The 26,813-nt window shown below is 43.1% G+C and carries 23 protein-coding genes and 2 tRNA genes; 17 read left to right on the forward strand and 8 right to left on the reverse strand.

The genetic code is table 11. The features are described from left to right. Nucleotides 1-147: 147 nt before the first annotated feature. Nucleotides 148-1,596 (reverse strand): TlpA family protein disulfide reductase, encoded by a 1,449-nt coding sequence (locus CJD36_RS17395; protein ID WP_161499359.1) that lies wholly within the window; start codon nt 1,594-1,596, stop codon nt 148-150. Between the two features lie 146 nt (nt 1,597-1,742). On the opposite strand from CJD36_RS17395, the gene CJD36_RS17400 reads away from it, so the two are divergent. The 3 genes from CJD36_RS17400 (at nt 1,743) to CJD36_RS17410 (ending at nt 2,923) form a co-directional block, all read left to right on the forward strand. Then, nucleotides 1,743-1,988, forward strand: a complete 246-nt coding sequence (locus tag CJD36_RS17400) for a hypothetical protein (protein ID WP_133162690.1) — start codon at nt 1,743-1,745, stop codon at nt 1,986-1,988. Nucleotides 1,989-2,297: 309 nt separating this feature from the next. Continuing rightward, nucleotides 2,298-2,525, forward strand: coding sequence for a hypothetical protein (locus CJD36_RS23050; RefSeq protein WP_133162691.1), 228 nt, complete (start codon nt 2,298-2,300; stop codon nt 2,523-2,525). A gap of 164 nt (nt 2,526-2,689) precedes the next feature. Beyond that, a complete protein-coding gene (locus tag CJD36_RS17410; RefSeq protein WP_133162692.1) occupies nt 2,690-2,923 on the forward strand; it encodes a hypothetical protein in 234 nt (77 codons plus the stop codon). A 797-nt stretch (nt 2,924-3,720) separates the two neighbouring features. Here the strand turns inward: CJD36_RS17410 and CJD36_RS17420 are convergent. Beyond that, on the reverse strand, nt 3,721-6,981 hold the full coding sequence (locus tag CJD36_RS17420) for a M1 family metallopeptidase (protein ID WP_105040482.1): 3,261 nt from the start codon (nt 6,979-6,981) through the stop codon (nt 3,721-3,723). A 109-nt stretch (nt 6,982-7,090) separates the two neighbouring features. On the opposite strand from CJD36_RS17420, the gene CJD36_RS17425 reads away from it, so the two are divergent. Next, nucleotides 7,091-7,423 (forward strand): YbjQ family protein, encoded by a 333-nt coding sequence (locus CJD36_RS17425; protein WP_105040483.1) that lies wholly within the window; start codon nt 7,091-7,093, stop codon nt 7,421-7,423. A 78-nt stretch (nt 7,424-7,501) separates the two neighbouring features. Here CJD36_RS17425 and CJD36_RS17430 read toward each other — a convergent pair whose 3' ends face one another. Then, nucleotides 7,502-7,984, reverse strand: a complete 483-nt coding sequence (locus tag CJD36_RS17430) for a helix-hairpin-helix domain-containing protein (protein WP_105040484.1) — start codon at nt 7,982-7,984, stop codon at nt 7,502-7,504. A gap of 197 nt (nt 7,985-8,181) precedes the next feature. Between CJD36_RS17430 and CJD36_RS17435 the strand changes: the two genes are divergently transcribed. The 4 genes from CJD36_RS17435 to CJD36_RS17450 all read left to right on the forward strand — a co-directional run bounded on the left by CJD36_RS17435 (nt 8,182) and on the right by CJD36_RS17450 (nt 12,095). Beyond that, nucleotides 8,182-9,495 carry a dihydrolipoamide acetyltransferase family protein gene (locus CJD36_RS17435; RefSeq protein ID WP_105040485.1) on the forward strand — a complete coding sequence of 438 codons (1,314 nt, stop codon included), beginning with the start codon at nt 8,182-8,184 and terminating at the stop codon, nt 9,493-9,495. Between the two features lie 757 nt (nt 9,496-10,252). Continuing rightward, entirely contained in the window at nt 10,253-11,734 is a 1,482-nt protein-coding gene (gene dnaA, locus CJD36_RS17440) for a chromosomal replication initiator protein DnaA (RefSeq protein WP_105040486.1), read from the forward strand. A gap of 147 nt (nt 11,735-11,881) precedes the next feature. Then, nucleotides 11,882-11,971, forward strand: a tRNA-Ser gene (locus CJD36_RS17445). 50 nt (nt 11,972-12,021) lie between these two features. Then, nucleotides 12,022-12,095: transfer RNA gene (locus CJD36_RS17450), tRNA-Pro, on the forward strand. A gap of 58 nt (nt 12,096-12,153) precedes the next feature. Here CJD36_RS17450 and CJD36_RS17455 read toward each other — a convergent pair. Then, complete coding sequence (locus CJD36_RS17455) at nt 12,154-12,585, reverse strand: MarR family transcriptional regulator (RefSeq protein WP_105040487.1); 432 nt, start codon at nt 12,583-12,585, stop codon at nt 12,154-12,156. Nucleotides 12,586-12,668: 83 nt separating this feature from the next. Between CJD36_RS17455 and CJD36_RS17460 the strand changes: the two genes are divergently transcribed. Together CJD36_RS17460 and CJD36_RS17465 are read left to right on the forward strand one after the other, a co-directional pair. Continuing rightward, nucleotides 12,669-13,082, forward strand: coding sequence for a GlcG/HbpS family heme-binding protein (locus tag CJD36_RS17460; protein WP_105040488.1), 414 nt, complete (start codon nt 12,669-12,671; stop codon nt 13,080-13,082). 293 nt (nt 13,083-13,375) lie between these two features. Further along, a complete protein-coding gene (locus CJD36_RS17465) occupies nt 13,376-13,735 on the forward strand; it encodes a nuclear transport factor 2 family protein (RefSeq protein ID WP_105040489.1) in 360 nt (119 codons plus the stop codon). A 95-nt stretch (nt 13,736-13,830) separates the two neighbouring features. Here the strand turns inward: CJD36_RS17465 and CJD36_RS17470 are convergent, their stop codons facing one another. After that, on the reverse strand, nt 13,831-14,415 hold the full coding sequence (locus CJD36_RS17470; RefSeq protein WP_105040490.1) for a Crp/Fnr family transcriptional regulator: 585 nt from the start codon (nt 14,413-14,415) through the stop codon (nt 13,831-13,833). 273 nt (nt 14,416-14,688) lie between these two features. Here CJD36_RS17470 and CJD36_RS17475 point away from each other — a divergent pair, with 273 nt between their 5' ends. The 6 genes from CJD36_RS17475 (at nt 14,689) to CJD36_RS17500 (ending at nt 20,569) form a co-directional block, all read left to right on the forward strand. Next, nucleotides 14,689-15,258: a Crp/Fnr family transcriptional regulator gene (locus tag CJD36_RS17475; protein ID WP_105040491.1), complete on the forward strand. Its 570-nt coding sequence runs from the start codon at nt 14,689-14,691 to the stop codon at nt 15,256-15,258. After that, on the forward strand, nt 15,258-15,656 hold the full coding sequence (locus tag CJD36_RS24020) for a DUF5655 domain-containing protein (protein ID WP_105040492.1): 399 nt from the start codon (nt 15,258-15,260) through the stop codon (nt 15,654-15,656). The genes CJD36_RS17475 and CJD36_RS24020 overlap by 1 nt, the downstream gene beginning before the upstream one ends. Before the next feature lie 86 nt (nt 15,657-15,742). Then, entirely contained in the window at nt 15,743-16,132 is a 390-nt protein-coding gene (locus tag CJD36_RS17485; protein ID WP_105040493.1) for a VOC family protein, read from the forward strand. A 282-nt stretch (nt 16,133-16,414) separates the two neighbouring features. Then, nucleotides 16,415-17,446, forward strand: coding sequence for a thioredoxin domain-containing protein (locus CJD36_RS17490; protein ID WP_117601805.1), 1,032 nt, complete (start codon nt 16,415-16,417; stop codon nt 17,444-17,446). Nucleotides 17,447-17,674: 228 nt separating this feature from the next. Then, a complete protein-coding gene (locus CJD36_RS17495) occupies nt 17,675-20,029 on the forward strand; it encodes an NHL domain-containing protein (RefSeq protein WP_105040495.1) in 2,355 nt (784 codons plus the stop codon). Nucleotides 20,030-20,269: 240 nt separating this feature from the next. Then, nucleotides 20,270-20,569, forward strand: a complete 300-nt coding sequence (locus CJD36_RS17500) for a hypothetical protein (protein ID WP_105040496.1) — start codon at nt 20,270-20,272, stop codon at nt 20,567-20,569. A gap of 3 nt (nt 20,570-20,572) precedes the next feature. Here the strand turns inward: CJD36_RS17500 and CJD36_RS17505 are convergent, their stop codons facing one another. The 3 genes from CJD36_RS17505 to CJD36_RS17515 form a co-directional block, all read right to left on the reverse strand. Then, nucleotides 20,573-21,358, reverse strand: a complete 786-nt coding sequence (locus CJD36_RS17505) for a carboxypeptidase-like regulatory domain-containing protein (protein ID WP_105040497.1) — start codon at nt 21,356-21,358, stop codon at nt 20,573-20,575. A 12-nt stretch (nt 21,359-21,370) separates the two neighbouring features. Further along, nucleotides 21,371-22,909 carry an ArnT family glycosyltransferase gene (locus CJD36_RS17510; protein WP_105040498.1) on the reverse strand — a complete coding sequence of 513 codons (1,539 nt, stop codon included), beginning with the start codon at nt 22,907-22,909 and terminating at the stop codon, nt 21,371-21,373. A gap of 121 nt (nt 22,910-23,030) precedes the next feature. After that, nucleotides 23,031-24,722 (reverse strand): SBBP repeat-containing protein, encoded by a 1,692-nt coding sequence (locus CJD36_RS17515; RefSeq protein ID WP_105040499.1) that lies wholly within the window; start codon nt 24,720-24,722, stop codon nt 23,031-23,033. Nucleotides 24,723-24,892: 170 nt separating this feature from the next. Between CJD36_RS17515 and CJD36_RS17520 the strand changes: the two genes are divergently transcribed. After that, complete coding sequence (locus CJD36_RS17520; RefSeq protein WP_105040500.1) at nt 24,893-26,800, forward strand: AAA domain-containing protein; 1,908 nt, start codon at nt 24,893-24,895, stop codon at nt 26,798-26,800. Nucleotides 26,801-26,813: the final 13 nt, after the last annotated feature.

Consider the following 26,813-nt stretch of genomic DNA (forward strand, 5'->3'; position numbering starts at 1 on the left):
AATATCGTTATGTCGCCCCTTCAGTGCTAGTGGTCACGTGGTTATCGACCCGAGGGGTTGCCCCCCCGCTATTTATGCCGCTCTTTCAGAGCTTCTTCCAGTACAGAACGATCACACCAATCAATAGTGGAATCAGTTTATTTACCCCTACTTAAACAACTTCTCAATTTCCATTACCAGTTCGGTTGTTTGCATAGGAGATGGGGTGCGCTGGAGAGCGAAGTTGCCATCTTCGTCTATCAGATAGTACGCAGGTAAAGACTGTACGCCATAATCCTGCACTTCTTTAGCATTCCAACCGCTGAAGAGATTGGTATACAGGCCATCAATCCTGTACCGCTCAATAACTCCCCACTCACCGGCAGTGTCTGTACCTATGGAGGCATAAACGAATTCCAGCGGCTTCTTCCTTATGAGATCTTTCACCATCCGCTCATTGATCATCTCACCCACACACTGGCGGCACCAGCCGGCCCAAAAGCCCAGGTATACCACCTTTCCTTTGAGGTCAGATAGCTTCATTATCTTCCCATCGGCAGTATGGATCTCCATATCGGGAGCGGGTTGGCCAGGAGCCAGCCTGCGGGCAAGGCCCACCTGCTTATCCAGCAAAGGCATATAGGTGCTAGCCGGCCAGCGTTGCTTAAATGTGGTCAATTGAGCTTCTGTACGAGCCAGGCGCTGCGTCTTTGCGCGGCCATATATGTTTTGTGCCAGAAAGTACTCCAGGCTTTTATCGGGCAGTACTTTGTAAGCCAGTTTGTATACACTATCTTCAAATTGCATGTACTTCGTAGTGTCTTTCCCCAATACGGTATACCCATCGGCTTTTAGCCCTATCTCTAATACGCCTGTTAGATAAAGGAGGTAAGAAGGCACCTGCAGGAAGGAATCATTAAATACCACAGGCATTGACTTGACCACCTCGTAGTTCTCAGGCGGAATAGTATCTGTATAGCGGCGCAGTTTTACCATTTGCCGCGCCAACGGATATTGCTGTGTAAAGAAGTAATTGTAGTAGAGGTGAAAGGTGCGCCAGTAGCCGGTAAATGAAGGGGGTAATGCAGGTGTCCATTTTTCGGCCATAGCCTGTTCAAGGTTATTTTCATTTTCAATTGCTTTCAGAAATTCCTTGGGCTCTTTTTGCAGTTGATTTTTTACATTGTTGGGATACTGATTGATGCGCCCCCTTTTTAAAACATGGGCGGCAAGGAAATTCTGAATATTGGCACCTCTGCCTGCGTAATTCACCGAACTATCAAAGCGTTTTGCATTTACCGTCATTACAAGGCTATCGCCGGTAGATACAATAATATCGGCCAGCCTGTCGGCATAGGCTATCTGAACTATTGTGTACACGTTGACCGGTACCGGAAATGACAATTTGAAACTACCTTTCTTATCTAAATGTGTACTGAACTTTTTAGGGTAATAGGCCAGGTTATTATCGTTGTAGCTTACTTCTATACTATCGGCAGTGGGATTAATGATCTTACCGCTCAACTTCACATTGGCAGGAGCCGCATGTATGTATGGAGTAATGCCAGGGACCGTGATCAACACCAGTAAGATAGAAAAGAGACGACGTGCGAGCATAAAAAAAATTATCAACATTAAGTTCCCGCAGTAGTTAGCCCGATAAGGAATTTAATGAAATGAACTATTTTAAAAATATTTTGAATTTATGGGTTACCTTTTTCTCCTTTTAGTATTAACCTTCATAACAATCTAAAAAAGAAATTATGAAATTAGTAAAATTAAGCGTTTTCGCTCTTACAATGGGTCTTTTCCTTGCTTCTTGCGGTGGTGCTAAGACTGAAACTACAACTACAGATTCTACAACTATGGCTACTACAGCTCCAGTTGAAGCAGCTCCTGCAGTTGATACAACTAAGCACATGGATACTATGACTGCTCAGCCTGCTAAGCCAGCTGAAGCTACTAAGACTACAACAACTACTACAACTACAGAAACTAAGAAGAAGTAATTCTTTACCTGTATTTAGATATCAGAGCCATCCTGCATTGCAGGGTGGCTTTTTTGTTATTCAGGGGGTGAGTAAATGACTTGTTCTATTGTTATTGAGATGACTTACACGGACGTCCGATACCTTCGGCATCGATTCAAAATAATTAACTCAGGTGCTACATACATCTCATGCCTTCAGCATTAATTCTCAGAACACGACAATTTTAAAATATGTATGTTAGTAGTATCATCAATTATAATGATTCATAATTGGGTTACCTTTTTAAATGAAACGTATAAATAAATGAACCATTTAAAACGCACAATTATGAAATTGATCAGACTAAGTTTTTTCGTTCTTGCCATGGGCTTTTTAGTTGCTTCCTGCGGCAATGGTAATGGAGATGCACCAAAAACAGATACATTGGCGCCTGTCCCTTCAACACCGCCTGCTACACCACCACCTGCACCAGACAGTACTGTAAAGCCAATGGACACAACAGCAAAACCTGCCGACATGACCAAAACTACCGGGACTACAGCAACAAAGAAATAGATAATTTTGACATACAAACAAAATCCACCTCTAATTGAGGTGGATTTTCAATATAAAATGGCTGGCAAATAAGCCAAAACAAATATTTTTAAAAATATTTAAAAAAGTTGGGTTACCTTTTTCCAGTTACGGTATAAACATGCATAACGTTTAAAAACAAAAACATGAAATTAGTAAAATTGAGCGTATTCGCTCTTACAATGGGTCTTTTCCTTGCATCTTGCGGTGGTGCTAAAACTGAAACTACAACTACAGATTCTACTATGGCTACTACAGCTCCAGTTGAAGCTGCACCAGCTCCAGTTGCTGATACTGCAAAGCCTGCTATGGATACAACTAAGGCAGCTACAACAACTGAAACTAAGACTGAAACTAAAACTGAAACTAAGAAGAAGTAATTCTTTCTTATCAAGTTATAAAAAAACCATTTCGTTCATTCGGAATGGTTTTTTTGTTTTTGGGAAGGGCACTGGTATGTGGAACCATTAATACAACAGAATGTTCGCTTCATTTAATAATACACCTCAAATACGGGAATATTTGCCAAAACAACATGGTTATAGGTGACCGAAGCAATAACAAAACACGTACAATATTAAAACTAGGCTCTTGACCTACAAAAACATTAAACTACCTATAATATTATATTTTTTTTGCATTACTCTATCTTCTTGTTTAATGCACCCGGCAGGAGATTTACAAGTAACGTTCGTTAACAACTCTGCAAGTAGATATTTTGTAGACGAGTCAGAGGGCTGCGACTCTTGTAATATATACTCTGATGCTAAAAACTATTGCCAAAATAACTACCCTGATCACTGCTTCCCTAAAGTGATAATGCCGGGACAGAGTGTCGTCTTAGAGACAAAATTTAAATTTGTCATGAAAGCAATCGCAATAAATGCGGATTCCTTAGATAAATTTTGCGGAAACACAAATGAAGGAATAACCAACAAATGTACTTGGGTCAAAATATTTCACAATGATCACTTAGCTACAACAAATAAAACGTGTACATTCATAATAAAATAATTGACATGTTCGATTTAATTCACTTATCCGGTAGGGAGTAGCTGAAAGATATCCCCCTCTCTCTTGATGAGACTGGCAAATAATTTATTAAACGACAAAGTCATAAAAGGAAAAGCCACTCTGATGAAGGAAGTGGCTTTTACAGAAAAGAACTGTTATTGGCTTAAAACGCCCTGTTGATACCTATCACATACCTGTAAGCAAGGTATTGAGGATTGCTGTATGGCGTACGATTCACAAAAACTGGGAAGTCTATACGCAACGTAAGTGGCTTAGCTTTTTCAAACACTCCCCAGTTCTTAACCGTAAAGGCAAAACCAAGCCCGGCGTCCATGCGCACATCGCTCCACATATTGGTGGGTACAATGTTGTAAACATTGGAGGTAGAGAAATAACTCAGCTGCATGATACCGGCATCGGCGAATGCATAGGCATTTACGTGTAGCCAGTTGCGGAACAAACGCGGGCGATAAGGGAAGTAGTTCTCAAAACCTATCTCCAGGTTTACCGCTGCTCCGCTCCTACCCTTATAACTTTCCAACACTGCTCCATTACGTTCATCGGGTGCATTATAACCGGCATAACCGCGTAGGTTCAATCCGCCGCCCTGCTGGAAATGATTCATATCGTACTTTGATATGCCACCCCATTCATCGGGCACAAAACCTTTACTACGGGTGTATTTATTCTCCATAAGATCTTCGGGGCTGCCACCGGCAAGATACAGCAGGCTCTCGCTTGGGAACCTGTTACCCATACCATAACGGCCAAACACGCGGGTACGCACCTCAAATTTCTTTACAAAGTTGGTGTTTATCGACTCCAGCTGTGCATAAGAATAGTTAGAAGGTGTGTTGTTGCCATTGAGCATTGGTGCTCTCAGGCTAAGTGTATACCGGCCCGCACCGTGCATATAGTTGTAGTTATGTGTCCAGGCAAGGTTAATGGATGTATTAGGACGGGTCCATGTGCTGGTAAAATCGCGCGGAGTAATGCGGTAATCACCGGCCTGTGCATCATGCATCCACATACTTTGCGCATAACCCTGTATAAGATTCTTATCGCTCTGCATCCAGTTAAAGCCACCTCTCTGATACCAGATACCATCTATAAAGCGGCTGTTGATCTGCATAGCCAGCTTAGGATAATTGCGGCTAACCGGTGAAGCATAGTTGAAGGAATAATGTACCGGAGCATATATCTTATAAGGGCCATCGCCTCTGTAAGACAAGTAAGCGTCTTCCTGTAGTAAGTGTGTATTGAGCCACACGCTTGCATCAAGCTTATACAAAGTGAACATATAATCGCCCTCTACGTGAGCACCAGCTTTGATACCATCTATTGGATTCCACCATACATCGGGACGGACATATAAACGATACCTGCGCCTGTCATACTGCTGATTAAGGCCACCATCTAATGTAGCTCTTACCGCACCTTTGCAGCCAAACAGTCCTTTGCGGCGATAGTTGTCTACCTCATCTCTGTCGGTAAGGCGGAAGGAAGTATCTATCTGTACACTCTTTACACCACCCGGCACTGCTACCCTTGCGGTATACGATGCATTCATCTTACCCCAGCCATACCATTTTGGTAAAACTGTAGCATTGGTCTGCTTGGTAAACCAGGTATTAGGCACATAGAAATTGTACTTAGCGCCATCTTTTGCAGTGACTGTGAAATCAATAGGCATCTGCATCTCACCCTTTCTCCTGAACCTGATAGCCACACTATCTGTACCACCTATCTTACTGATGCGGCCTACATGATAATCCAATGCCTTTGTGGTTTCGAACCACTCGTCAAAGAACCATGACAGATCTACATGTGTGTATTGGATCATTGAGGCGCGGAAATCTTCGAAATACGGATGCGCGAATTTCCACTGGTCAAAGTAGTGCTTCAACGCATTCTGAAACAAAGTATCGCCCAGTACATACTGCAGGTTATAGAGCATGTTGGCTGTCTTATAATATACAGTACCGTAGCCGCCACCATGATTCAGTGCATTATGAAAGTCATCGGAATGTGTATTCAGTGGCACTTCATTCTGATTAAGGGCGGCCATGGTGTAAGGATTAGATATATTCTTATCTAACACGATACCCGGGTCAGTAAATAATTTTCTGTAGCCCTTGGTAGGCTTAGAGCCAAGAATGGTATCACCATCTATGCGCCTTAAACCCCAGGCCGTGAGGAACTGTGTAAAACCCTCATCCATAGCGGCTCTGTAGGTTTCATTGCTACCTACCTGTCCGTAAAACCAGTTGTGCCCTATCTCATGCACCAGTAGTCCGCGATAGCCCGGCTCTGCACCGCCATCAAGCGTTAGCATCGGGTACTCCATACCATCGGCAGCATCAGCGGCTACGATCTTGGGATAGCGATACATACCTATATCTTCAGAAAAAGTCTTAATTATCTTAGTGATGTAGTCGGGAGCATTCTGCCACTTAGCTGCATGTGGCTCCTGCACTATTGCCACACACTCTATTCCTTTCCAATATGCAGTACCGATGCGATAAGAAGGATCTCCGGTGAAGGCGAAGTCATGCACATTATTAGCCACAAAGTGCCATTTCTTGCGTTCCCCTTTTACATAAGGAGTAATAGTAGATGGTGCTTCGTCCCACTTCTTGTCTTTAAAATTCTTTATGTCCAGTTTCTCGCGCAGGTCGGCAGGTAATACTTCGCTCCTGTTCTGCAATTCGCCCGATGCTTCTACTACATAGTTAGACGGAAAATCTAACGTAACATCATACACGCCATAATCGCCATAAAACTCTTTGTTGAGATGCTGATAAGTATCCCAGCCATGCATACGATCATATACCGACACCTTCGGAAACCACTGGCAGCCATTGTAGTGCTTAAAACCCCATGCATCGTACATCTTCATACGACGGCGGGTCTGGCCTTTATCATAATAGGTATTGAAACCCATTTTGATAGTGATCTTACCACCGGGTTTTAGTGTGGTAGCCAGGTATACCTTCATTATGGTATTGTCCAGTTCTGTCTTTGCGGCAGTACCATTTACCTGCACATTGTCAATAACAATACCAAGACCTGCTGCCTCTTTCTCTCCATAACCGGGATCTGTATTATTCAGTTTTTCTAGCCCGCCCAGGTAAGAACCTTTAATAAAGGCATTCTGGTATAGGTGAAAATAAACGTACTGTAAAGTATCCGGTGAATTGTTCCAATAAGTAAGCTCTTCTTGTCCCTCTACCCTGTCATCTTCCTCGTGTATAGTGGCATTGATATTGTATGCCACGTCCTGCTGCCAGTAGGCCTTATCGGGCATACGGTTTTGCCAGTAATGCTCATTAGCCGAATTTCTATACACATTATCCCGCCATTGTGCAGAAACAGATAATGCAGACAGGATACAGGCAAAAGAAAGTAAAGTAAACAACCTCATAAATAAAATTTGGGTTAAAAATAGATTATTATCAGTTAACGAGGTATCACCCTTATGACGCTATGTTATTATACGCAGCATAGCAGTATATTTGAACAAATAATATTTTATGATCGACACGCAACTCATCACCACATCTACGTCGCTTGAAGGATACCGTATTGTTAGCCACCATGGTGTAGTAAGGGGCATTACCGTGCGCTCACGCAGCATCTTTGGTAATTTTGCGGGTGGACTGCAAGCGATTGTTGGCGGCAAGCTATCGATATACGTAAAGCTGTGTGAAGATACCCGTGAAGAGGCTTTTACGCTAATGGTAGAACATGCTGAAGCAGCAGGAGCCAATGCTATCATTAATATGCGCTATGATGCCAATGAAGTAATGACCGGGATCACAGAGGTGTTGGCTTACGGCACAGCTGTAAGGGTGGAGAAGGTGTAAAACTGTAACACATGTTTTGTTCAGATTTGACAACTTTTTGAAAAGTTGTCAAATCTTATGAATGAAACCTAGTTCTATTCACTCATTCTTATACCCAAGCGTCTCAAACCAGGGCTTCACAGGCCTTGTAGCCGGGTAACCATTTTGCACCCTGTAAACTTTTCGTTCTGCAGTAAAGTCCCACCAGTTTTTGGTTTTGTCTTTATTGTTTGCATAGTCGACTACCAGCCTGCACTGGTCTTCCACACATGGGTCTATCCAATAGCCGCAGTGGGTTTCCAACTCATGAATAAGTGTCGGACCATCTTTGATTGCCAGTTCTTCCAATGAATAATAGCCAATAGAAATAAGGTCTTCAGCAAATTTGATACCTATTGAGGGTATAGATTGGAAGGTGATCAGTGCATTGATCTCTCTGGCCCTGACGGGTGCTACATTGAGTATAGATCCTATATCATCAGTTGATAATGAAGACAGGTCAGCTATCTTGAATTTAGCTGCCCTCAGTTGCGCCTTTTCCTCTACGGTGAGATCTACTTTATAAGTCCTTTTAGTTACCATATCTATTCGCTGCTACAAATATCCTCAAGTTTGTATACTCACGAAAATATAACCTTACAAATTAGCTGAACACCCTATTTTGCAGGCGATACCGCAAAAATAGCCAGCTTACAACCCAGTTAAAAAAAATCGCATTTTTCTTTTGGCCTTCAAATGATTATTTTTGCAGCGTTTTATATCAAATAACAAAAAAAATTATGGCAATCGTTGACCTGGTAATGCCTAAGATGGGCGAAAGTATAATGGAAGCTACAGTGCTTAAATGGCACAAAAAAGTAGGTGACGTTATTAAAATGGACGAAACCCTGCTGGATATAGCTACTGATAAGGTAGATAGTGAAGTTCCTTCGACAGCTGCCGGTACCATCACAGAATTACTGTATAAAGAAAACGACGTAGTGCCTGTTGGTGCTGTTATAGCTCGTATAGACGCGGGCGGCGCTGCTGCTGCTCCGGCTCCCGCGGCACCACAAGCTGCCGCAGCTCCTGCACCAGCTGCAGTAACTGTTCAGAATGCAGCCCCTGCTGCTCCTGTAGCTGCTCCTGCTGCCGGTGGATCACGCTTCTACTCTCCGCTTGTATTGAATATAGCAGGCAAGGAAGGTATTGGCATGGCCGAATTAGAAAACATACCGGGCACCGGCAATGAAGGCCGCGTGACCAAGAAAGATATACTGGACTATGTAGCTAACCGCGGCAATATGCCAGTGCCGGTAGCTGCTCCTGCTGCTGCACCATCTGCTCCTGCCGCACCGGTTGCCGCTGCTCCTGCATCTGCACCATCTGCATCTGTTCCTTCAGGTAATGTAGAGATCATAGAAATGGACCGCATGCGTAAGCTCATAGCTGATCATATGGTGCGTAGCAAGGCTACTTCTCCGCATGTTACCAGCTTTACAGAAGCCGATGTTACCAATCTGGTAAAATGGCGCGATAAAGTAAAGGGACCATTTGAAAAGAAGTATGGCGAAAAGATCACTTTCACTCCTATATTCATAGAAGCAGTTGCAAGTTGCATCCGCAAGTTCCCTATGATCAATGTAAGCGTAGACGGCGACCGTATCATAGTGAAGAAAGACGTGAACATAGGTATGGCTACCGCATTACCTAGCGGCAACCTTATAGTACCTGTTATAAAGAATGCAGACACCAAGAATCTTATAGGCCTGTCTAAGGACGTAAATTCACTGGCTAATGCAGCACGTAACAACAAGCTGAAAGTAGATGATACACAGGGCGGCACATTTACCCTCACTAACGTGGGTACATTCGGCAGCCTGATGGGTACTCCTATCATCAATCAGCCACAGGTTGCAATCCTTGCAGTTGGCTCTATCAAGAAGAGACCAATGGTATTGGAAACAGCGGAAGGCGATGTAATAGCTATACGCCACATGATGTACCTGTCACTCAGTTATGACCACCGCGTAGTTGATGGTTCATTGGGTGCCAGCTTCCTTACAGCAGTTGCTAATGCACTTGAAGCATTCGACCCGAAGAGAGATATCTAAGGTTATTGAACAATAAAAAAAATAAAACCCGCACCAGTTGCGGGTTTTATTTTTTCAGGCACTATCTGCCCACAATTTCTCCAATATCCCATTGTTATTTCGTACATTTAATTGCCTTAATTACAGCCACGCACAATGATCGTAATATGAGCAAAGCGGCACGATATTTCTATCAACAGCATTGACACAAATTGATGTGGAAAACGTGGATGATAAGGTAGTAGTTACGAAGATTTTTTTTAACAACGGATGTGTATACGAGTTATTTTTGAAAACAAAAAGAAAGATATTTTTACAGTAGAGAGTAAAGTAACAAAAAACAGATAAAATATAGAACATAAAACGCTGAAACGATTGCCTGTAAGCACTTTCAGAGGAATAAAAAGAAAAAGAAGATTAAAAAAAAGCATGGATTTTTTAAAATAAAAAGCATATAGTTGTTAACAATTTGACACAGGTATTAGCAGTCACAAAAACCTACAATCACGCCAATGCCCACACTGTAGTTCTAACTAAACTAACAATAGCTGTTCAATTTTTTTTTTCAACAAAATGTTAGCAATTTCGTTCTCCCGAAAAAGAAACGGATACTAACTTGAAAGGTGACGGGAATACGTACAAAGAGTAAACAATAAAACACAAACAGAAGGGCCGTAAAAAGTGGCTGAAAACAATTGATCATTTTCAGATAGTTTTCTTGTCGCTGATACTGCCGGGTAACAAATTCAATTAACTTTGTTGAGCGTTGTTAACAAATATGAATAAAGACATTTACAATACTGATATTAATTCTCAAAATGATATTGAGCAACTCTGGGAAAAGTGTCTCGCTATCATTAAGGATAATGTCAACTGGCGCACATACCAGACATGGTTCGAGCCGATCAAGGCCGTTAGTCTGAATGACAATATCGTTACCCTACAGGTGCCGAGCCAGTTTTTTTATGAGTGGCTTGAAGAACATTATGTAGAACTATTGGGTAAGACCATAAAGCGCGTATTGGGTAAAGCCGCACGCCTTGAATACCGCATAATGATGGAAGGCAGTAGCAGCACACAGCGCAACCCTGCTTCTATTAATATGCCGGGCAGCACACACACCCGCCCCCCCAAAGAAAACAATTTCATAGACATGCCACTGAAGTGGGATGATCCGCATAATATCAAAACGCCTTATGCCATACCTGGTCTTAAGCGTATGCAGATCGATCCGCAGCTGAACGGTAACTATGTGTTCGATAATTATGTAGAAGGTGATTGCAACCGTGTAGCCCGCTCAGCAGGTTTGCACATTGCGCAGAAGCCCGGCGCTACCTCTTTCAATCCATTGGTTGTATTTGGCGGTGTTGGTTGGGGTAAGACCCACCTGGTACAGGCCATAGGCAATGAAGTACGCAGGCTGCACCCCAACAAGGCTGTGCTCTATGTAAGTGCCGAAAAATTCATCAACCAGTTTATAGATCACGCCAAGAATAATGAGATCAATGATTTCATACACTTCTATCAGCTGATAGATGTATTGATCATGGATGATATTCATCTGTTCGTTCCTGCTGTTAAAACACAGGATGTTTTCTTTGCTATCTTCAATCACCTGCACCAGAGTGGCAAGCAGATCATCCTTACCAGCGATACCGCACCACGCGATATGGAAGGTATGCAGGAACGTTTGTTAAGCCGTTTCCGCTGGGGTTTGAATGCCGATATACAGGCACCGGACTTTGAAACACGCCAGGCAATACTGCGCGTGAAGATGCGCCACGAAGGACTGGAGATACCGGATGATGTAGTAAAATACATGGCCTACAACATACAGAGCAATGTACGTGAGCTGGAAGGCGCATTGATAGCATTGTTTGCACAGGCTACCCTTAATAAGAAGGAAATAGACATGGATCTGGCTAAGCGTGTCATGAAGAACTTCGTGAAGACAGCAGCCCGTGAAATGACCATAGAGAACATACAGAAACTGGTATGCGATTACTACCATGTGCCGTATGAGAAGTTGCTGACAAAGACGCGTAAGCGTGAAGTGGTACTGGCCCGCCAGATAACCATGTACTTTGCCAAGAAGTTTACCAAGCAGTCTTTAAAGACCATTGGCGACCATTTTGGCGGCTTCGACCACACCACTGTTATTCACTCTTGCCAAACAGTTGAAAACCTGATGGAAACGGATACAGAATACAAAGAAAACCTGATGGAACTGTTGCAGAAAGTGCAGCTGGCCAGCATATAAACAACAACAGGCTTTAGTGCCGAGATATTAAAAAATAAAAAAGAAGTAGAATTTTGAAATTTCTTTTTGTTTTGTTCACAGAACTCTTATCTTTGCACTCCCTTAACGAAAGCGGAAAGGGAATTATCCGGTAAAATTAAATACTGAGGTGAGGTGGGAGAGAGGCCGAATCCACTAGTTTGCTAAACTGGCGTGCGTCGTTAAGATGTACCGAGGGTTCGAATCCCTCCTTCACCGCTGAATAAATTAATAATCGGCCGCTAACAGAAATGTTAGCAAACATTGTCCGGGAAGTAGCGCAGGCCGGTAGCGCACCTGGTTTGGGACCAGGGGGTCGCAGGTTCGAATCCTGTCTTCCCGACTCTTATAAAAAGCCTCACAGCAATGTGAGGCTTTTTTGTTGTTGGTTACTTGCCACCCTATTTACTTTTGAAATATCCATCGAGAGTAATCAAAGCAGATTTGAATTCTTTAAACCTGGCAGATCCCATTATCTTAATAAGTGTATTTTCCAGATCTCCGTTTGCTTTCTTAAAATCAATCAGGAATTCCATTCCTTTCCGTGTCAACGAAAGTGTTTCTGACTTTTTATTGTTTTCTGTTGGGTTAACAGCTAAATAGCCGTTCTCAATTAATTCATGATTCAATTTCGAAATCGCTTGTCTGGTAATGCCCAACTGCTTTGCCAGAATATTATGATTATTCTCCTTTGCCTCAATTCTCAATAAGATACTTACATGAGTCGTTCGGATATCAGCATACCCAATATCTTTCCATTTTTGATTCGACGAATTGGTCAACTGCCTTGACAAGTGATGTATTAACCCTGAAATATTTTTCTCATCAGTCATTTGGATGTATCGTATTATTTTATGAATTTTGTCAATAGTATTGACATGTTGTAAATACTATTGACACAAAAATACATAATAATATGAGAATCGAGAATCTAATTACAGCCGGGATGACAGCTTTAAAAGCGGCAAAAGAACAACATATCGAAGTTTGTATTACCGTCATCGATTCGGGTGCACATGTTGTATACCAAATCAGGATGGATGACGCCAACTTTATGACCAACGAGATATCATATTTAAAGGCTAAAACAGCATTTCTCTTCAAATGTCCTTCTCACATGCTTAGAACAATTACGGAGAAAGTGCCCATTCTGGCACATGCAATTCAACAAGTACCTGGAGACGCATGTATGTTAGAAGGGGGCCTCCCGATAAAAGCAGGAGACAGATATATAGGCGGTATTGGGGTTTCTGGAGGAAACTTTGATCAAGACTTGCTGATCGCCACAACATTTCTTCAATCTCTGGAAAAGACGATCCAGGAAAACTGATTTGATAATAGAGGATACTTCATGTACTGTCCAGGAATTACCATTCGTTGGGAATCTAGCCAATGAATTTTCTTGATTCAGTTATGTTGTAATGAAGTAACGATCTTCAATGTTGTTATACTATCGACCAATGTCCGAGGCGAAAACGTTGGCGAAATTCCGGTTCTTTACTAACGGCTATTCCCTTTTATTGACAAACATCAACAGTTTGGGGAAAAGGCATAACTAGCTTTGCGGCTTATTACTAATGAACGCAAGCAGATATTTATTTCTACACGATAAAAACAACGAAAATGAGCACCGTATTATTTGAAGAATTACAAGAAATACATGTAACTGGCTGGAATGAGCGAGACAGGGAAAAGCGCGATACCCTGCTGAGAAAAATATATGCAGAAGATATCAAAATGTATGATGCCGGTTTTATTGTGGATGGCATAAATGCAGTTTCTGATTTTATAGGTAAGCTTATAACGGAAGACCCCAAATACCATTTTTCTGCCGCTAAGAAAATAGAACCTCTTCAAAATAGCGCAAGGTTATTTGGTCACATACAAACAAGTGGCGGATTGCTGAATAGTACGGACTTTTTTATACTCGAAGAAGGCAAAGTAAAACATTTGTACGCATTTATAGAACCAGCTGTAAACTAAAGTATAGCTGTATTTTGCCTTGTATAACCCAGAGGAGGTGAGCTCTTTTTTCTCACCTCCTCTCATACGTTCTAAGCCTCTGAGATTTGAAAAAATCACTTCTTTATAATTTTACCGCCTCTAATACGGCTCAGCGTTTCCTTTGTCACTCCAAGATATGAAGCAATGATATGCTGTGGAAAGCGTTGCGCAAATAAGGGATTTGATTGGATGAAATCATCATATCGCTCATCGGCAGTGTGGCTGATTGCCATTTTCAATCTTCGTTGGTTAGCGAAATGTTGGTTATCATCAAGCAGTATACGCATTTCTGTAAATGCGGCTATTGCATTTACTTCGTAGTAGTAAAACTTAGATAAAAGCAGTGCTTCTGTGTCTTCCCATGCATCAATATTGTAAATGGTGGGCACTTCTTTATGAAAGCTCTCCCTATCGCCGGTCCACCAGTTTTCAAGGCCAAGGTTTAGTATTTGTTCCCCTCCTTTATCATCAACCGAATATTGCCTGACGGCTCCTTTAATAATAAAGAAAAGGGACTTGCAAATTTCGCCTTCATGCAAGAGAAATTGTCTTTTTTTGTATCGTTTTAGAATAAATGCTCTTTCAATTAAAGCAATATCATCAGCTGTTAACGGCGTTTGCGACCGTTCACGTATATACTCAATAAGTACTTCATGCATAAAATCTAAAGTCTGGGGGAATAAAGGTAGGCGTATATGGAGGAAATTTTGAGCAAGACGTAGAAAATAACCCGTGTTGATTCAGGCGTTTTACTTTGATCGTTTCTTTACCTGTTGACAATTTACAACAACACAATTTCAGGTTGGCATACCTATCATATGTTGCAAGTTGGCATTGCAATTAACCGACTTACATAAGCTTATAGAATTCACCATTTTTCTCAGAATACAAAAAGAAATAGCTTTGGGAACAACATGTAATTTCAAAAACGGATGTTTGAAAAATTAGAACAATACTTTAGGGATAGAACCATTATTGACGAGCCAACACTCAGACACATTTGCTCTTATTTTACGCTCATCAAGACAAAAAGAAATGAAATTTTACTAAAGCAAGGAGATATTTGCAAGTACTATTATTTCGTAAACGAAGGTTGCCTGCGGCTATTTACGACAACTGATGATGGCATCGAAACCACAAGATATTTCGCCTTCGAGGGTGCATTCGGCACAGCCTTACCAAGCCTAATAGAGCAAACCCCTGCGTTTGAATTCGTGCAGACAATTGAAAAGTCAAAAATTCTAAAAGTGTCGAGAGACAACTTTTTCAATCTCGTTGATACTGTCCCACAATTTGCAAAAGTTTACAGACAAATTTTAGAACGAGGCTTTATTACCGCTCAAAAGCGAATATATGGGTTTCAAGGTTTTGATGCCCTCGCGAAAGTAAAGTGGGTGATGCAATACCAACCCGACTTTTTAGTTAGGGTCTCTAACAAGATGGCAGCATCTTATCCGGGCATAACACCGTCAACATTAAGCAGATTAAAATCTCAGTTGTAATGTGGACTTGCCCTAAGTGCGAAAGAGAATTAGGAACGGCTAACCAGTGGCATGACTGTGTAAAAGTGAATATAGGGGATCTTTTCTCCGGTAAAAATGTAGAATTGGAGTTTGTATTCGATAAACTGCTTTCAACAATTATTGATTGGGATAGTGTTGCGGTAAGTGCAACGAAAAATTGTATAGTATTTGTTCACCACAAGACGTTTTTAATTGTGCGACCAATGAAAACACAGTTAGACTTAAAATTCTATAGTGCAACAGAGCAAATAGAAGCACCGATCATAAAGAGTGTAATTTGGAACGCTAAATTTGAAAATCATGTTCGAATCTCCAACCTAGAACAGTTGGATCCAAATCTGTATAGCCTGATCAAGACCTCGTATAAATTATCGTAGCTTCTAAAAACGTTGACCTAGAACAATACTTTTAAAAATTGATATCGTGATTTTTGTATCTCACAAAAGAAGAAAAGAGAACCGATATGGGTATTTCACTACACACAGTTGGCATAACTGTAAAAGACCTGGGAAAGGCACTTCAGTTTTATCGCATTTTGGGACTTCCTATCCCTGAAGGACAAGATAACGAACACCACGTTGAGTATACTTCCGACAATGGTTACAGCATCGGCTTTATTCCCGAAAGTACTATGCTACAAACAAATCCACATTGGCAGGCACCAACCGGCGACAACAGGATAAGTCTGCAGTTTGGATGTGATACGCCTGCGCAGGTAAACGAAACCTACGACAAGCTGGTTGCTTCAGGTTTCAAGTCATTTAAAGAACCCTGGGATGCCTTTTGGGGGCAGCGATTTGCTCAGGTTATTGATCCCGATGGTAATAACGTCGCGTTTTTTGCTGATCTATAACCATACCAGCTAACTCCACACAAAATAAGGGCAGATGGGTATGTACGATATACTTCCATCCGCCTTTTTAATATTTTTCCCCTGAGAAAAGACGGCATGTTGGCTTGAAATAGTCTCAGTTATTGCGAGTACTCGCAAATAGTTCCCCATAATTCCCACTAAAGCCTCACAGCAATGTGAGGCTTTAGTGTTGTTGACCCGATCTCGGTATATTTGTCATTACAACTAACCAACTTTTTCATAACCAATAACATCTATTCTCAAAATAGTCATCCCTATTAAATGAACCGCTTCTTTATATCTCTGTTAGTTTGTTGCTTAATAGCACCCTTATGCAGGGCACAGCATAGTAAAGAGTGTGAGCAGCTGCTGAGCAGAAAACTAAATATAGAGAGCATAGACGCGATCACGGAAGACCTGTTGCAACTAAAGAATTGCGGACTTGACAGCTTCGATGTAGCAATGTTGTGCAAACCATCTATGCTGGGCCCACTGCTTAGTGACCTGGAACATATACCCACCTATGGCGACTTCTTTAAAAAAGTAGAGCCCATGCTGATCATGCCGGAATATGTCTCTATGAAACAGAATGTCTTTGCACTGGCAGCCGTTCTCGACAAAGACGCAACCGCTGAGAACTGGGACAAAGACACCCGCCCATTACTGGAACTGGGCTATACTGCTGAGGACCTGGCCACAGCGAAAGAATTCATGCTGAACAAACATTATGAACATCCCACCTATCGCTCTGTGTTCTTTGAATACACATCTGTACGAAAAGCAATAGAGGAGAAGTTAGCACAACAGAAAAGAGATTCAGTTGCTACTGCGCTTGATGCAATAAAAACCACTTTTGCGCCTTATTGCGATATTAGCCAGCTAAAAAGTACTGACTACAATACTGTGGCCTTCACAAACTATGAAGCGGGCATGCAATGCGCAAAAAAGATGCACAGGCCTGTGTTGATCTTCTTCAATGCCTTCAACAGTGTCAACAGCAGAAAAATGGTAAAGGCTGTACTGGCCGATGCTGCTGTAAAATCAATGCTCGAGCAAAATTACGTGCTTATCGACTTGCTGTGCGATGACCGGGAACCATTACCCAAAAGCAAGGAACATTTCTCAAAAGCCCTTAACATGCAGATCGCCACAATAGGCCTTGCCAATGCCGAACTGGAATTAGCAACTTATAAGAGCGAATACGTACCCTTCTTTGTGGTGCTCAACAGCGTTGGAAAGAAAGTAGCTACCATAGGATATACCAACCTGCCAAAAGAGATGATGACTGTCCTAATGAAAGGAATTGGCAAATAACAATTATATTCGGTGACGTATCTAATCACTTCCTGGTCTGACAACCAACTTTATTATCCTCATAAAAATAAAGACTTATCCGCCTCATGAGGCTTGTTTATTTCTGTGTTTACATAAGCGCTGCAAAACCAAATCCCTTACATAACCAACTGTTTTAGCAAATAAAGCAGTCTTTAACGGAGACAGCATCTGTCACATCCGAAATTATTTTGAAAACCATTTTTTAGCATGGCCTATAGTAAAACAATAAGGCAGAAGGCGATCCGATTGCTTCTGTTATCGCTTACAGCTATGTATGCTGTTCAATCAAGGGCACAAATAATCACCACTATGGCCGGCCACTATGGCGCCAACAATGTAGTAGACAGCATACCTGCTACAGTGGCCCGGATAGTTGCGCCACAAAGTGTGGTAAAAGATGCCGCAGGCAACTTGTATATAGCAGATGCCGGCAATTACAGGGTACGCAAAATAGACCTTGCAGGCACAATATCCACATTTGCAGGCAGTGGCACTATGGGATACGGAGGAGACGGAGGACCTGCTACTGCTGCAAGTCTTTCTATTGTAACAGGTATGTGTATTGATGCCGCAGGCAATATATACCTTGCCGATGCCGGCAACAACCGCGTGCGTAAGATCACCCCGGCAGCTCTTATAACTACGGTGGCAGGCAATGGCACCGCGGGTTATGCAGGAGATGGTGCGTCGGCTGTTTTAGCCAACTTAACCTCGCCATCTGATGTAGCTATTGACATTTCAGGCAATCTATATATTGCCGACAGAGATAATCACTGCATCCGCAAGGTAAATGCCGGGGGTATAATTTCGACTGTAGCAGGGCTTGGGTCTCCGGGTTTTACAGGCGATGGATCGGCTGCCACTCTGGGACGACTTAATCTGCCAACCGGCATTGCGGTTGATGCTGCCGGAAACTTATATATCGCCGACCAGATGAATGGAAGGATCCGCCAGGTAAATACTTCTGGCGATTTCTCAACAATAGCTGGTACCGGAGTAACCGGCTATAATGGCGATGGTGTTGCGGCAACGGTAGCCGATCTGCACCAGCCTGCAAAAGTAAGCGTAGATGGTAGCGGAAATGTCTACATATCAGACTTTGCCAATAACAGAATACGCATAGTAGATCCATCGGCCACTATCAACACCCTGGCCGGCAATGGTACTGCGGGTTTTAGCGGCGATGGTGCAGCTGCAACAGGGGCAATGATCAACCATCCTGCCGGTTTATATCCCGATGGTAGCGGACGCCTGTATTTTGCTGATGCTGACAATAACAGGATAAGGATGATAGATGGCACAGGCATCATCAATACAATAGCCGGTGTTGACAGATATCTGGGCGATGGCGGCCCGGCAACCAGTGCCGACCTGCTAACCCCATCTTATATGTGCATAGACAAGGCGGGTAACCTATACTTCAGCGAACCAAACGGATATAGAGTGCGCAAGCTCACCTCTGCAGGCATCATAAGCACCTATGCAGGTAATGGCATCAATGCCTATACCGGCGACGGCGGCCCAGCCACCGCTGCATCTCTTTATCAACCCGAGGCCGTAACCATAGATACATCAGGCAACCTGTTTATCAGCATGTTTGACGGGGTAATACGCAAAGTAACCCCTTCAGGAACCATATCCACCTTTGCGGGAAATGGCGCGCTTGGGTTTTGCGGTGATGGCAGCCCGGCTATCAGCGCATGTATAGGTACACAAGGTATGGTAATGGACACTACCGGCATTATGTACTTATCTGAGGGTGGTTTTGCCCGCATACGCACTATCAATACAGCCGGGATAATAAATACAATAGGCGGCATAGGCAGTCCGGGCTATTCGGGAGATGGCGGAGCGGCAACCGATGCAAAGTTGGCATACCCCTTGGGTATACAGGTAGATGATTCAGGCAATGTTTATGTTGCGGACCAAAATAACAGCGCCATAAGAAAGATCACTCCTTCGGGCAACATATCAACGATAGCGGGCACAGGTGTTGCCAGTTTCAGCGGAGATAATGGCCCCGCCGTTATAGCAGAATTACATTACCCATCGTCTTTTACATTGGCAAAGCACAATAGTATCCTTATATCTGACGGTTGGAATAACCGTATACGCGTAGTTACCACCGATGGAATGATCAACACTATAGCAGGCACAGGCGCCTACGGCTACTCGGGCGATGGCGGAAATCCTTTAAGTGCGGAACTCTGGCTTCCGGCAGGCATCACAACGGATACCGCAGGCAATATCTATTTCATTGACGCAGGCACGTATGTGATCAGGAAAATAAGTGGATGGACACCACCAGTTCCTGTGGGTATAAAAGAAACCCAGGATGATCACAACGCAATAATATCTCCTAATCCTGCATCCGCTTATATTAATATTGACACGAAGCAAATAACAACAAGCATAACGGTTACCGACATTGTAGGGCGGATATTAATAAACAAGAAAGCATACAACGACAGACATATAACACTCAATATAGAGCACCTGGCACAAGGAACTTACTTTATCAGAATTAACGAAAATGAGATAGTAAGGTTTGTGAAACAATAAACGACTCTCAGCAATGAGTGACGATTGTCTCCTTAGTTGCTGTGAGTAAAAAATATTGTTTATTAATAAACAGCAATACCCCATAGTAATATGGGGTATCGCTGTTTTCAAAAGGGTTATTATGGCGGCTGGCGGCTACATATATTGCAGCCAACATACACCCTGTCCGGCAGAAATATAAGTACACGTTAACAGACCAACATATAATTCAGCGCTAACTTTATACTACAATACCACCCAATGTCCGACGACAATAAATCCCAGCACATACTCAACACATCGTCCAATCTCTTTGGGTTTTGCTTCGTGGTGTTTATATCGCTCAGGGCCCTAAAAATAAGTGAGCGTTCTATCATAGATGAATGTACCGCTCTGTCTATGTTCCTTTTTATCTCCAGTTGTCTGCTTTCATTCCTGTCTATCAGGAGCAAGACCAACAGATCAGCATTTTATGAAAGGATCGCCGACTATGTATTTCTTACCGGACTACTTACACTGTTTATAACAACAGTGTTTGTGGTGTTTAATGTGATACAGTAAAGGCTACCATTGTGGTCGGATGATGTAAGAATGTTTGTATTTGTCTATTAGTGGCGTCCGGTAATAGATGAGTACCCCCATTGTATGCAACTTCTCACTACTTGTATCCATAACAATTCTTACATTTTCAACACTATTACTTAACACAACTACCGACCTACTGGTCGTTTTATAACCAACATAACTTACAATAACCTCATACTGCCCGCTATCCAACCCTTTCACAGAATAATTCCCATCAAAGTCTGTAATAGTGCCACCCTTCAATACTCCATTCTGTTTTATCTGCACTGCTGCATTCACCATCGGCTCTTTCTTATTATCCGTAACCACTCCCCTTATCTCAGTCATCACGGAATCTATTTTAACGTTACCTTCAGACATTAACAAAGAATCAACTGCCACTATCGGCGGCCTACTTTGTGCGCGTAATTCAGGGGTGTGTACAAACAATAACGTCAGGCCCATCGCTACAGCAATTCTATACAACCGGCTGTGCGGCTGATGTGGAATGTGAATTTGCCTGCCTACTTGTGTAGATAAAAAACGACCACATACATGCCCCCTGTTGCTGGCAAAAAATCCGTACAATTCACTATCGCTCCAGCTCGTAAAGTCAATCACGGTTTTCCTGCAGCTATCGCAATGCCTGCCCTGCCCGTTAGAGGTCATGTCGTCCCAGCTCTGGCTGCATGGCTTCGGAATATCTATCTGAAAAGAAGTTTGTTTCTTCATGGCAACGCGCTTACCTGTATAGACGTGAATTAGGATGCTAATCTTGGGATGCATGCCAACTAATTACTACCTCGCGCTGTACACTCTAACTGCCGTTCCACCCGGCACCTTAATATCTATGACCGTTTTCTTATCATCAAAACCTAACGGATGGCCCCTGAAGGTGGTGATCATATAATCGCTGTTCTCTTCTGTGGTGAGTAAGAGCCGCTTCCTGTCCTGCACCGGCATCATCATAATATTATTCTCCACGCACGACCCGAAGTCCATATTACTCACCTTTATTACCTCCGACTGATCTCTTTTTATCAATGAATCCAACGCCTGCTTCACTCCCGTACCCCAATAATCAAATTCAAAGTTTTTTCTCAGATGATCATCTTTGTGTGACACCAGTTCATTAAAGTAAAGGTTCTGCAATGGATGATTGACGACCATAAAATAGCAGATCATTAATACCTGTACCGAGCACAGCCCTATCACCAAAAATTTCAATTTCCCATTCACGATCTTACCAACACCGTACACTGCCAGCAACACCAGCGGAGGATAGATAAAGTAGAGATGCCGCCACTCATCATACACCACCGAATGGCGTACGATGACCACCAACAGTGGCGCCGAGAAACACAACAAGTAAATAAAGAAATTACGTTCAGTAGAATTATTTAGCAGCACAACAGGCTTCTTAATAAAACCAATCACCAGCAGCACTATCCCAACTACCCCGCCGAGTAACCACAACAACGGTATAGTTATACCCATCCACTCGGGCAGGTAGTACCAGGGCAATTTATCAGACGGTATATACACTCCATTCAGCAGATCATTACCACAAAACCCTTTACCCGCCAGCTTACTTATACACCCTGCAAAATGCTGTAGCGGCTCATGCCAGAAATACGGGCAGCACATATACAACATCACACTCCACCCAATGGCAAACAACGCAAGGTTACCGATGGCCTTCAAAATCCGCTCTCTTTTGTAAATAGCAGTAACCAGATCTACCAACATGAACAATACCACAAACGCCATAGGCAGCAGCGCCATTATGCGTATGCCGGTGGTATAGCCCCACACCATACCCAATAACAAGTACATCCATGGTCGCTTACTTTCAAATGCCTGTTGCCCCACCATCAGCGATATAACCAGCATACTGAGGAGTGGGATATCCTTCGTATTGAAAAAGGAGTGCGCATAGATCCTAGGCATAAATACCAGCACCACAAATCCCAACGATGCCAGGAAATGATTCTTCAGCAACCTATATATAAGCACATACCCGCAAAACATGGCCAGTAGAAAGAACGAGTGCGTTACCAAATGCCGCATCAGGTATATATTACGACTATCCGTGATCCCCATCCCCTTCTCTATCATCATCAACGGCAACTCAAATCCTGCACCATATTCCTTGTCATAAAAGTGTAACAGCGTAGTATCTCCCTTAAAAGCATAGTTGTAGTTCACCTCACCAATCAGGTGCTGCGCGGGCTCATCCCACGCCATACCATAATCCTGGTAAGTAAGCATACCTATCACCATCGCTATGGCTAATAGTATGATACCCGGATAGTAAGTAAGGATGAATTTTCTCATTGAACGGTAGTGCTGCAAATATATCCTATTTACACTGCTTCCAAATTTGTGTCATTTGAATGCAAATACGACGAGCACAACCTCCACCCCGCCACTGTTGAACTTTTACATGTCATACTTGCTAGTCAACTACAAACATCGTTCTGTCTATAGACACAGAAGAAAAAGCATTAACAATATAAATGCCCTTGGCAAAACCAGACACGTCGATCGTCGCTTCATTTTGGCTTGAATCAACACTACGATCATATACCTTTCGCCCCAATTGGTCAGTGACCAATAATCTATCATAACGTGAAGATAGTTTCAGTACGATAGTTACTTGATTGCTGGCAGGATTGGGGTATACATTCAGCCGTTCGTCGGCACCTACGGTCTCGTCAATACCCGTGGCAAATGCCTGCCCTAATTTTGCAAGAAATACGTCTTCTACGCCTCCTACACTTGTGAGTCTGTCACCTCCAAAAACAAGCGAGTCTGCCCCATAATCACCTGCAATATAAACATTGGAAAAATTATCAACGGCAAGGGAATAACCGCATGAATTAGACCAGGGAGAACCTTGTGGAACCTTTCCCCAAATTGCATTGCCTGATGTATCAAATTTACCGATAAAACTACTCTTACTGGTAGTAATAAGCCTTGAAGGTCCAAGCACTATAGTATCACTAATAAAACATCCGGTTATATATATGTCAAACGAATCAATTGCAATTGAATACAGAAAATCCTCGTAGAGCCCCCCTATTCCTTTCGCCCATCTTACTGTTCCGGTCGGACTGAACTTTGCCAGGAACATATCAAAAGCATACCCATGGCCATACACTATCCGTGAATCGCAGAACATATAAGGACTGTTGAACGTACCTCCTACATACACATTACCTGCTTTGTCTGTTGCTAATCCGTAACAATTATCATTTTGAGCTTCGCCCATTTTATTAGCCCATAATACAGCTCCCGCATTGCTATATTTAGCAATAAATCCATCTGTATTGCCTGAGCAAGTAAAAGGCCAGGTGCCCGAAACGACCATGCTGGTGCTACTGAACGAACCTGCGACATACACATCGTCAAATTGATCTACAGCCAAAACTGCGGGTTTCTCTTCACCAATCCCGGTTATATCATTGACCCATTGGGCTGTCCCCGACTCATCATATTTTACAATGAACCCGTCCCCTGTTGCCGGAAACGAGTTCCTTAACCAAAATGTTCCAAAACGAATAGAATCACTGTAATACCCGGCCATAAAAACATTGTTATGAGAATCAGTCGCCAGAGCAGTTGCATAATCCCACTCATCTACGGATACTACATTCCGGCTGCCTATTCCTTTGGCCCATAAGTTAGCCCCGTTCTCGTCAAACTTCGCTATGAAAATATCACTGCTCCCATTCAATGAAACATTTGAAATAATAGAAGTACCAAAAGCCATTGTAGGACTGTAAAAAGAGCCTGCTATGTAAACATTTCCCAGTTGATCTGTGGCCACTGCGGTAGCGTCGTCATCATAAAGACCACCAAATGATTTTGCCCAGATAACATTCCCGCCAGGGCTGTATTTAACCAGAAAGATATCCCAGTACCTGGTACTTGCGTTGTAGAGCGTGGTTCCCCCGAAGGTGATAGAAGATGTATCAAAATGACCTGCGACATAGACATTACCCGAAGGGTCTGTAGCCACTGAATTGGCCCTGTCATACCCGTTACTACCTCCTGCCTTACCCCACTGCCAATTCTGAGCCATCAGCGCTGACGAAGTAACAAAGACTAAAAAAAGACTGGCAAATATTATAAACGCTCTTTTCATAATGCGGCTATTAATTAACACAATATACCAATATTTTCATTATTTGTATCTGCAACTACTTTGCTTAATGATGCAGTCGACCAAACTTATACCCTTGGTATAGTCCGCATTCACACATTCCCTACTTACAAATTGCCGAATTGCCTCATTAGTCTACCTTTGCCACCGCAATGGACTATTTCAAAAACCTGCTCAACCTGCTCAAATTAGAAAGGGAAGAAGACAGGAACGCATATAAACAACTTACCGAACGCTCTTCTGTAGCCGAACGCCGTGCCAACGGTCTAAGCTGGTACCCTATAGCCATCCGCGGCACAGAACTTGGGAGGGGCGACTACCTGACCGTAGAGGTAGAACGCACCACCCATAATGATGTCAGCCACCAACTGCGCTTCGGCGCGTCTGCTGTACTGTTCTCTAATCACGAACCAAAAGAACACCGAATAGAAGGCACCATTACCTACCAGGGTGGCAACAAGCTGAAAATAAGCCTGCGAACAGATGAACTCCCCGATTGGGCCGACGACGGCAAACTGGGGATTGACCTCTTGTTTGATGACAACAGCTATGAGGAAATGAACAATGCCCTCAAACTGGCAACTACTTTAGCCGAAAAGAAAGACGAAGGCCGGCTCATCAACATCCTTACCGGGCAAGCTAAACCAACTTTCGACGATACCCTTACTCCCGTAATCAATACCCGCCTCAATACCATACAACAGGTAGCGGTCAATAAGATCATACAAGCTAATGAACTGGCTATCGTTCATGGCCCGCCGGGAACAGGTAAGACAACCACTCTTGTACAAGCTATTAAAGAACTCATTGCCCACGATCATAAGCAAATACTCGTTGTGGCACCTAGCAATGCTGCAGTAGACCTGCTGAGCGAAAAGCTTGCTGAAGAAGGGCTTAACGTGCTGCGCGTAGGTAATCCTGCACGTGTATCTGAGCGGTTGATGGCACTCACACTCGATAGTAAGATGGGCGAGCACAGCGCCAATAAAGAGATCAAAAAACTTAAGCAACGCGCGTCGGAGTTCAAGAACATGGCGCATAAATACAAGCGCAGCTTTGGCAAGGCCGAGCGCGAACAACGCAAAGCCTTGTTTGATGAAGCCCGAAAGATCATGAAAGATGTGGGTAATACAGAGCAATATATTATTGATGATATAGTAGCTAAAGCGCAGGTGATCACTGCCACACTGGTCGGCGCCAATCACTATACGGTAAGAGATATACGGTATCATACCGTGGTCATAGATGAAGCGGGACAGGCACTGGAACCTGCCTGCTGGATTCCCATACTTAAAGCAAAGAAAGTGGTACTGGCGGGAGATCATTGTCAGTTACCACCAACCATAAAAAGTAATGAAGCTGCCAAGCAAGGACTGGCCAATACCCTGCTTGAAAAATGTGTAGCACTGCATCCCGAAAGTGTGATACTGTTGCAGGAGCAATATCGCATGAACGAAAGCATCATGGGCTACTCATCTAAAGTGTTTTATGATAATAAGCTCATAGCACATGGCTCTGTAGCCACCCATCTGCTGCACGATGCTGATGCGCCACTAGCCTTTGTAGATACTGCCGGTTGTGGCTTTGATGAAAAGACCGAAGGCACCAGCACCAGTAACCCGGAAGAAGCCACCTTGCTCTTCAAGCATCTGGAAAAACTGATTACAGAACTACAACCACACTTTACCCCTGATACCTTCCCAACCATTGGTATCATATCGCCCTATAGGCAGCAAATACTGGCATTGCAGGATCTGTATCAACATGCCACATTTCTGCAACCCTATCGCAGCAAGATAACCATCAACACCATCGATAGTTTCCAGGGGCAGGAACGTGATATTATGTACATCAGCATGGTGCGCAGTAATACTGACAATATCATCGGCTTCCTGTCAGATATACGCCGTATGAATGTAGCCATGACCCGTGCCCGCAAAAAACTCGTCATCATTGGCGACAGCGGCACCCTTTCCCGACTACCGTTCTACTCCGACTTTATCTCCTATGCCGAATCCCTTAACGCCTACCAGAGCGCCTGGGAATTTATGGATGTGTAACCGGATGTTCGGC

Source organism: Flavipsychrobacter stenotrophus, assembly GCF_002954265.1.
GTDB classification, from domain to species: domain Bacteria; phylum Bacteroidota; class Bacteroidia; order Chitinophagales; family Chitinophagaceae; genus Flavipsychrobacter; species Flavipsychrobacter stenotrophus.

Excerpts from the sequence above, each read along its gene's own strand:
- CJD36_RS17395 (WP_161499359.1), bottom strand. The coding sequence starts at position 1,596 with ATGCTCGCACGTCGTCTCTTTTCTATCTTACTGGTGTTGATCACGGTC.
- CJD36_RS17400 (WP_133162690.1), top strand. The coding sequence starts at position 1,743 with ATGAAATTAGTAAAATTAAGCGTTTTCGCTCTTACAATGGGTCTTTTC.
- CJD36_RS23050 (WP_133162691.1), top strand. The coding sequence starts at position 2,298 with ATGAAATTGATCAGACTAAGTTTTTTCGTTCTTGCCATGGGCTTTTTA.
- CJD36_RS17410 (WP_133162692.1), top strand. The coding sequence starts at position 2,690 with ATGAAATTAGTAAAATTGAGCGTATTCGCTCTTACAATGGGTCTTTTC.
- CJD36_RS17420 (WP_105040482.1), bottom strand. The coding sequence starts at position 6,981 with ATGAGGTTGTTTACTTTACTTTCTTTTGCCTGTATCCTGTCTGCATTA.
- CJD36_RS17425 (WP_105040483.1), top strand. The coding sequence starts at position 7,091 with ATGATCGACACGCAACTCATCACCACATCTACGTCGCTTGAAGGATAC.
- CJD36_RS17430 (WP_105040484.1), bottom strand. The coding sequence starts at position 7,984 with ATGGTAACTAAAAGGACTTATAAAGTAGATCTCACCGTAGAGGAAAAG.
- CJD36_RS17435 (WP_105040485.1), top strand. The coding sequence starts at position 8,182 with ATGGCAATCGTTGACCTGGTAATGCCTAAGATGGGCGAAAGTATAATG.
- dnaA (WP_105040486.1), top strand. The coding sequence starts at position 10,253 with ATGAATAAAGACATTTACAATACTGATATTAATTCTCAAAATGATATT.
- CJD36_RS17455 (WP_105040487.1), bottom strand. The coding sequence starts at position 12,585 with ATGACTGATGAGAAAAATATTTCAGGGTTAATACATCACTTGTCAAGG.
- CJD36_RS17460 (WP_105040488.1), top strand. The coding sequence starts at position 12,669 with ATGAGAATCGAGAATCTAATTACAGCCGGGATGACAGCTTTAAAAGCG.
- CJD36_RS17465 (WP_105040489.1), top strand. The coding sequence starts at position 13,376 with ATGAGCACCGTATTATTTGAAGAATTACAAGAAATACATGTAACTGGC.
- CJD36_RS17470 (WP_105040490.1), bottom strand. The coding sequence starts at position 14,415 with ATGCATGAAGTACTTATTGAGTATATACGTGAACGGTCGCAAACGCCG.
- CJD36_RS17475 (WP_105040491.1), top strand. The coding sequence starts at position 14,689 with ATGTTTGAAAAATTAGAACAATACTTTAGGGATAGAACCATTATTGAC.
- CJD36_RS24020 (WP_105040492.1), top strand. The coding sequence starts at position 15,258 with ATGTGGACTTGCCCTAAGTGCGAAAGAGAATTAGGAACGGCTAACCAG.
- CJD36_RS17485 (WP_105040493.1), top strand. The coding sequence starts at position 15,743 with ATGGGTATTTCACTACACACAGTTGGCATAACTGTAAAAGACCTGGGA.
- CJD36_RS17490 (WP_117601805.1), top strand. The coding sequence starts at position 16,415 with ATGAACCGCTTCTTTATATCTCTGTTAGTTTGTTGCTTAATAGCACCC.
- CJD36_RS17495 (WP_105040495.1), top strand. The coding sequence starts at position 17,675 with ATGGCCTATAGTAAAACAATAAGGCAGAAGGCGATCCGATTGCTTCTG.
- CJD36_RS17500 (WP_105040496.1), top strand. The coding sequence starts at position 20,270 with ATGTCCGACGACAATAAATCCCAGCACATACTCAACACATCGTCCAAT.
- CJD36_RS17505 (WP_105040497.1), bottom strand. The coding sequence starts at position 21,358 with ATGCATCCCAAGATTAGCATCCTAATTCACGTCTATACAGGTAAGCGC.
- CJD36_RS17510 (WP_105040498.1), bottom strand. The coding sequence starts at position 22,909 with ATGAGAAAATTCATCCTTACTTACTATCCGGGTATCATACTATTAGCC.
- CJD36_RS17515 (WP_105040499.1), bottom strand. The coding sequence starts at position 24,722 with ATGAAAAGAGCGTTTATAATATTTGCCAGTCTTTTTTTAGTCTTTGTT.
- CJD36_RS17520 (WP_105040500.1), top strand. The coding sequence starts at position 24,893 with ATGGACTATTTCAAAAACCTGCTCAACCTGCTCAAATTAGAAAGGGAA.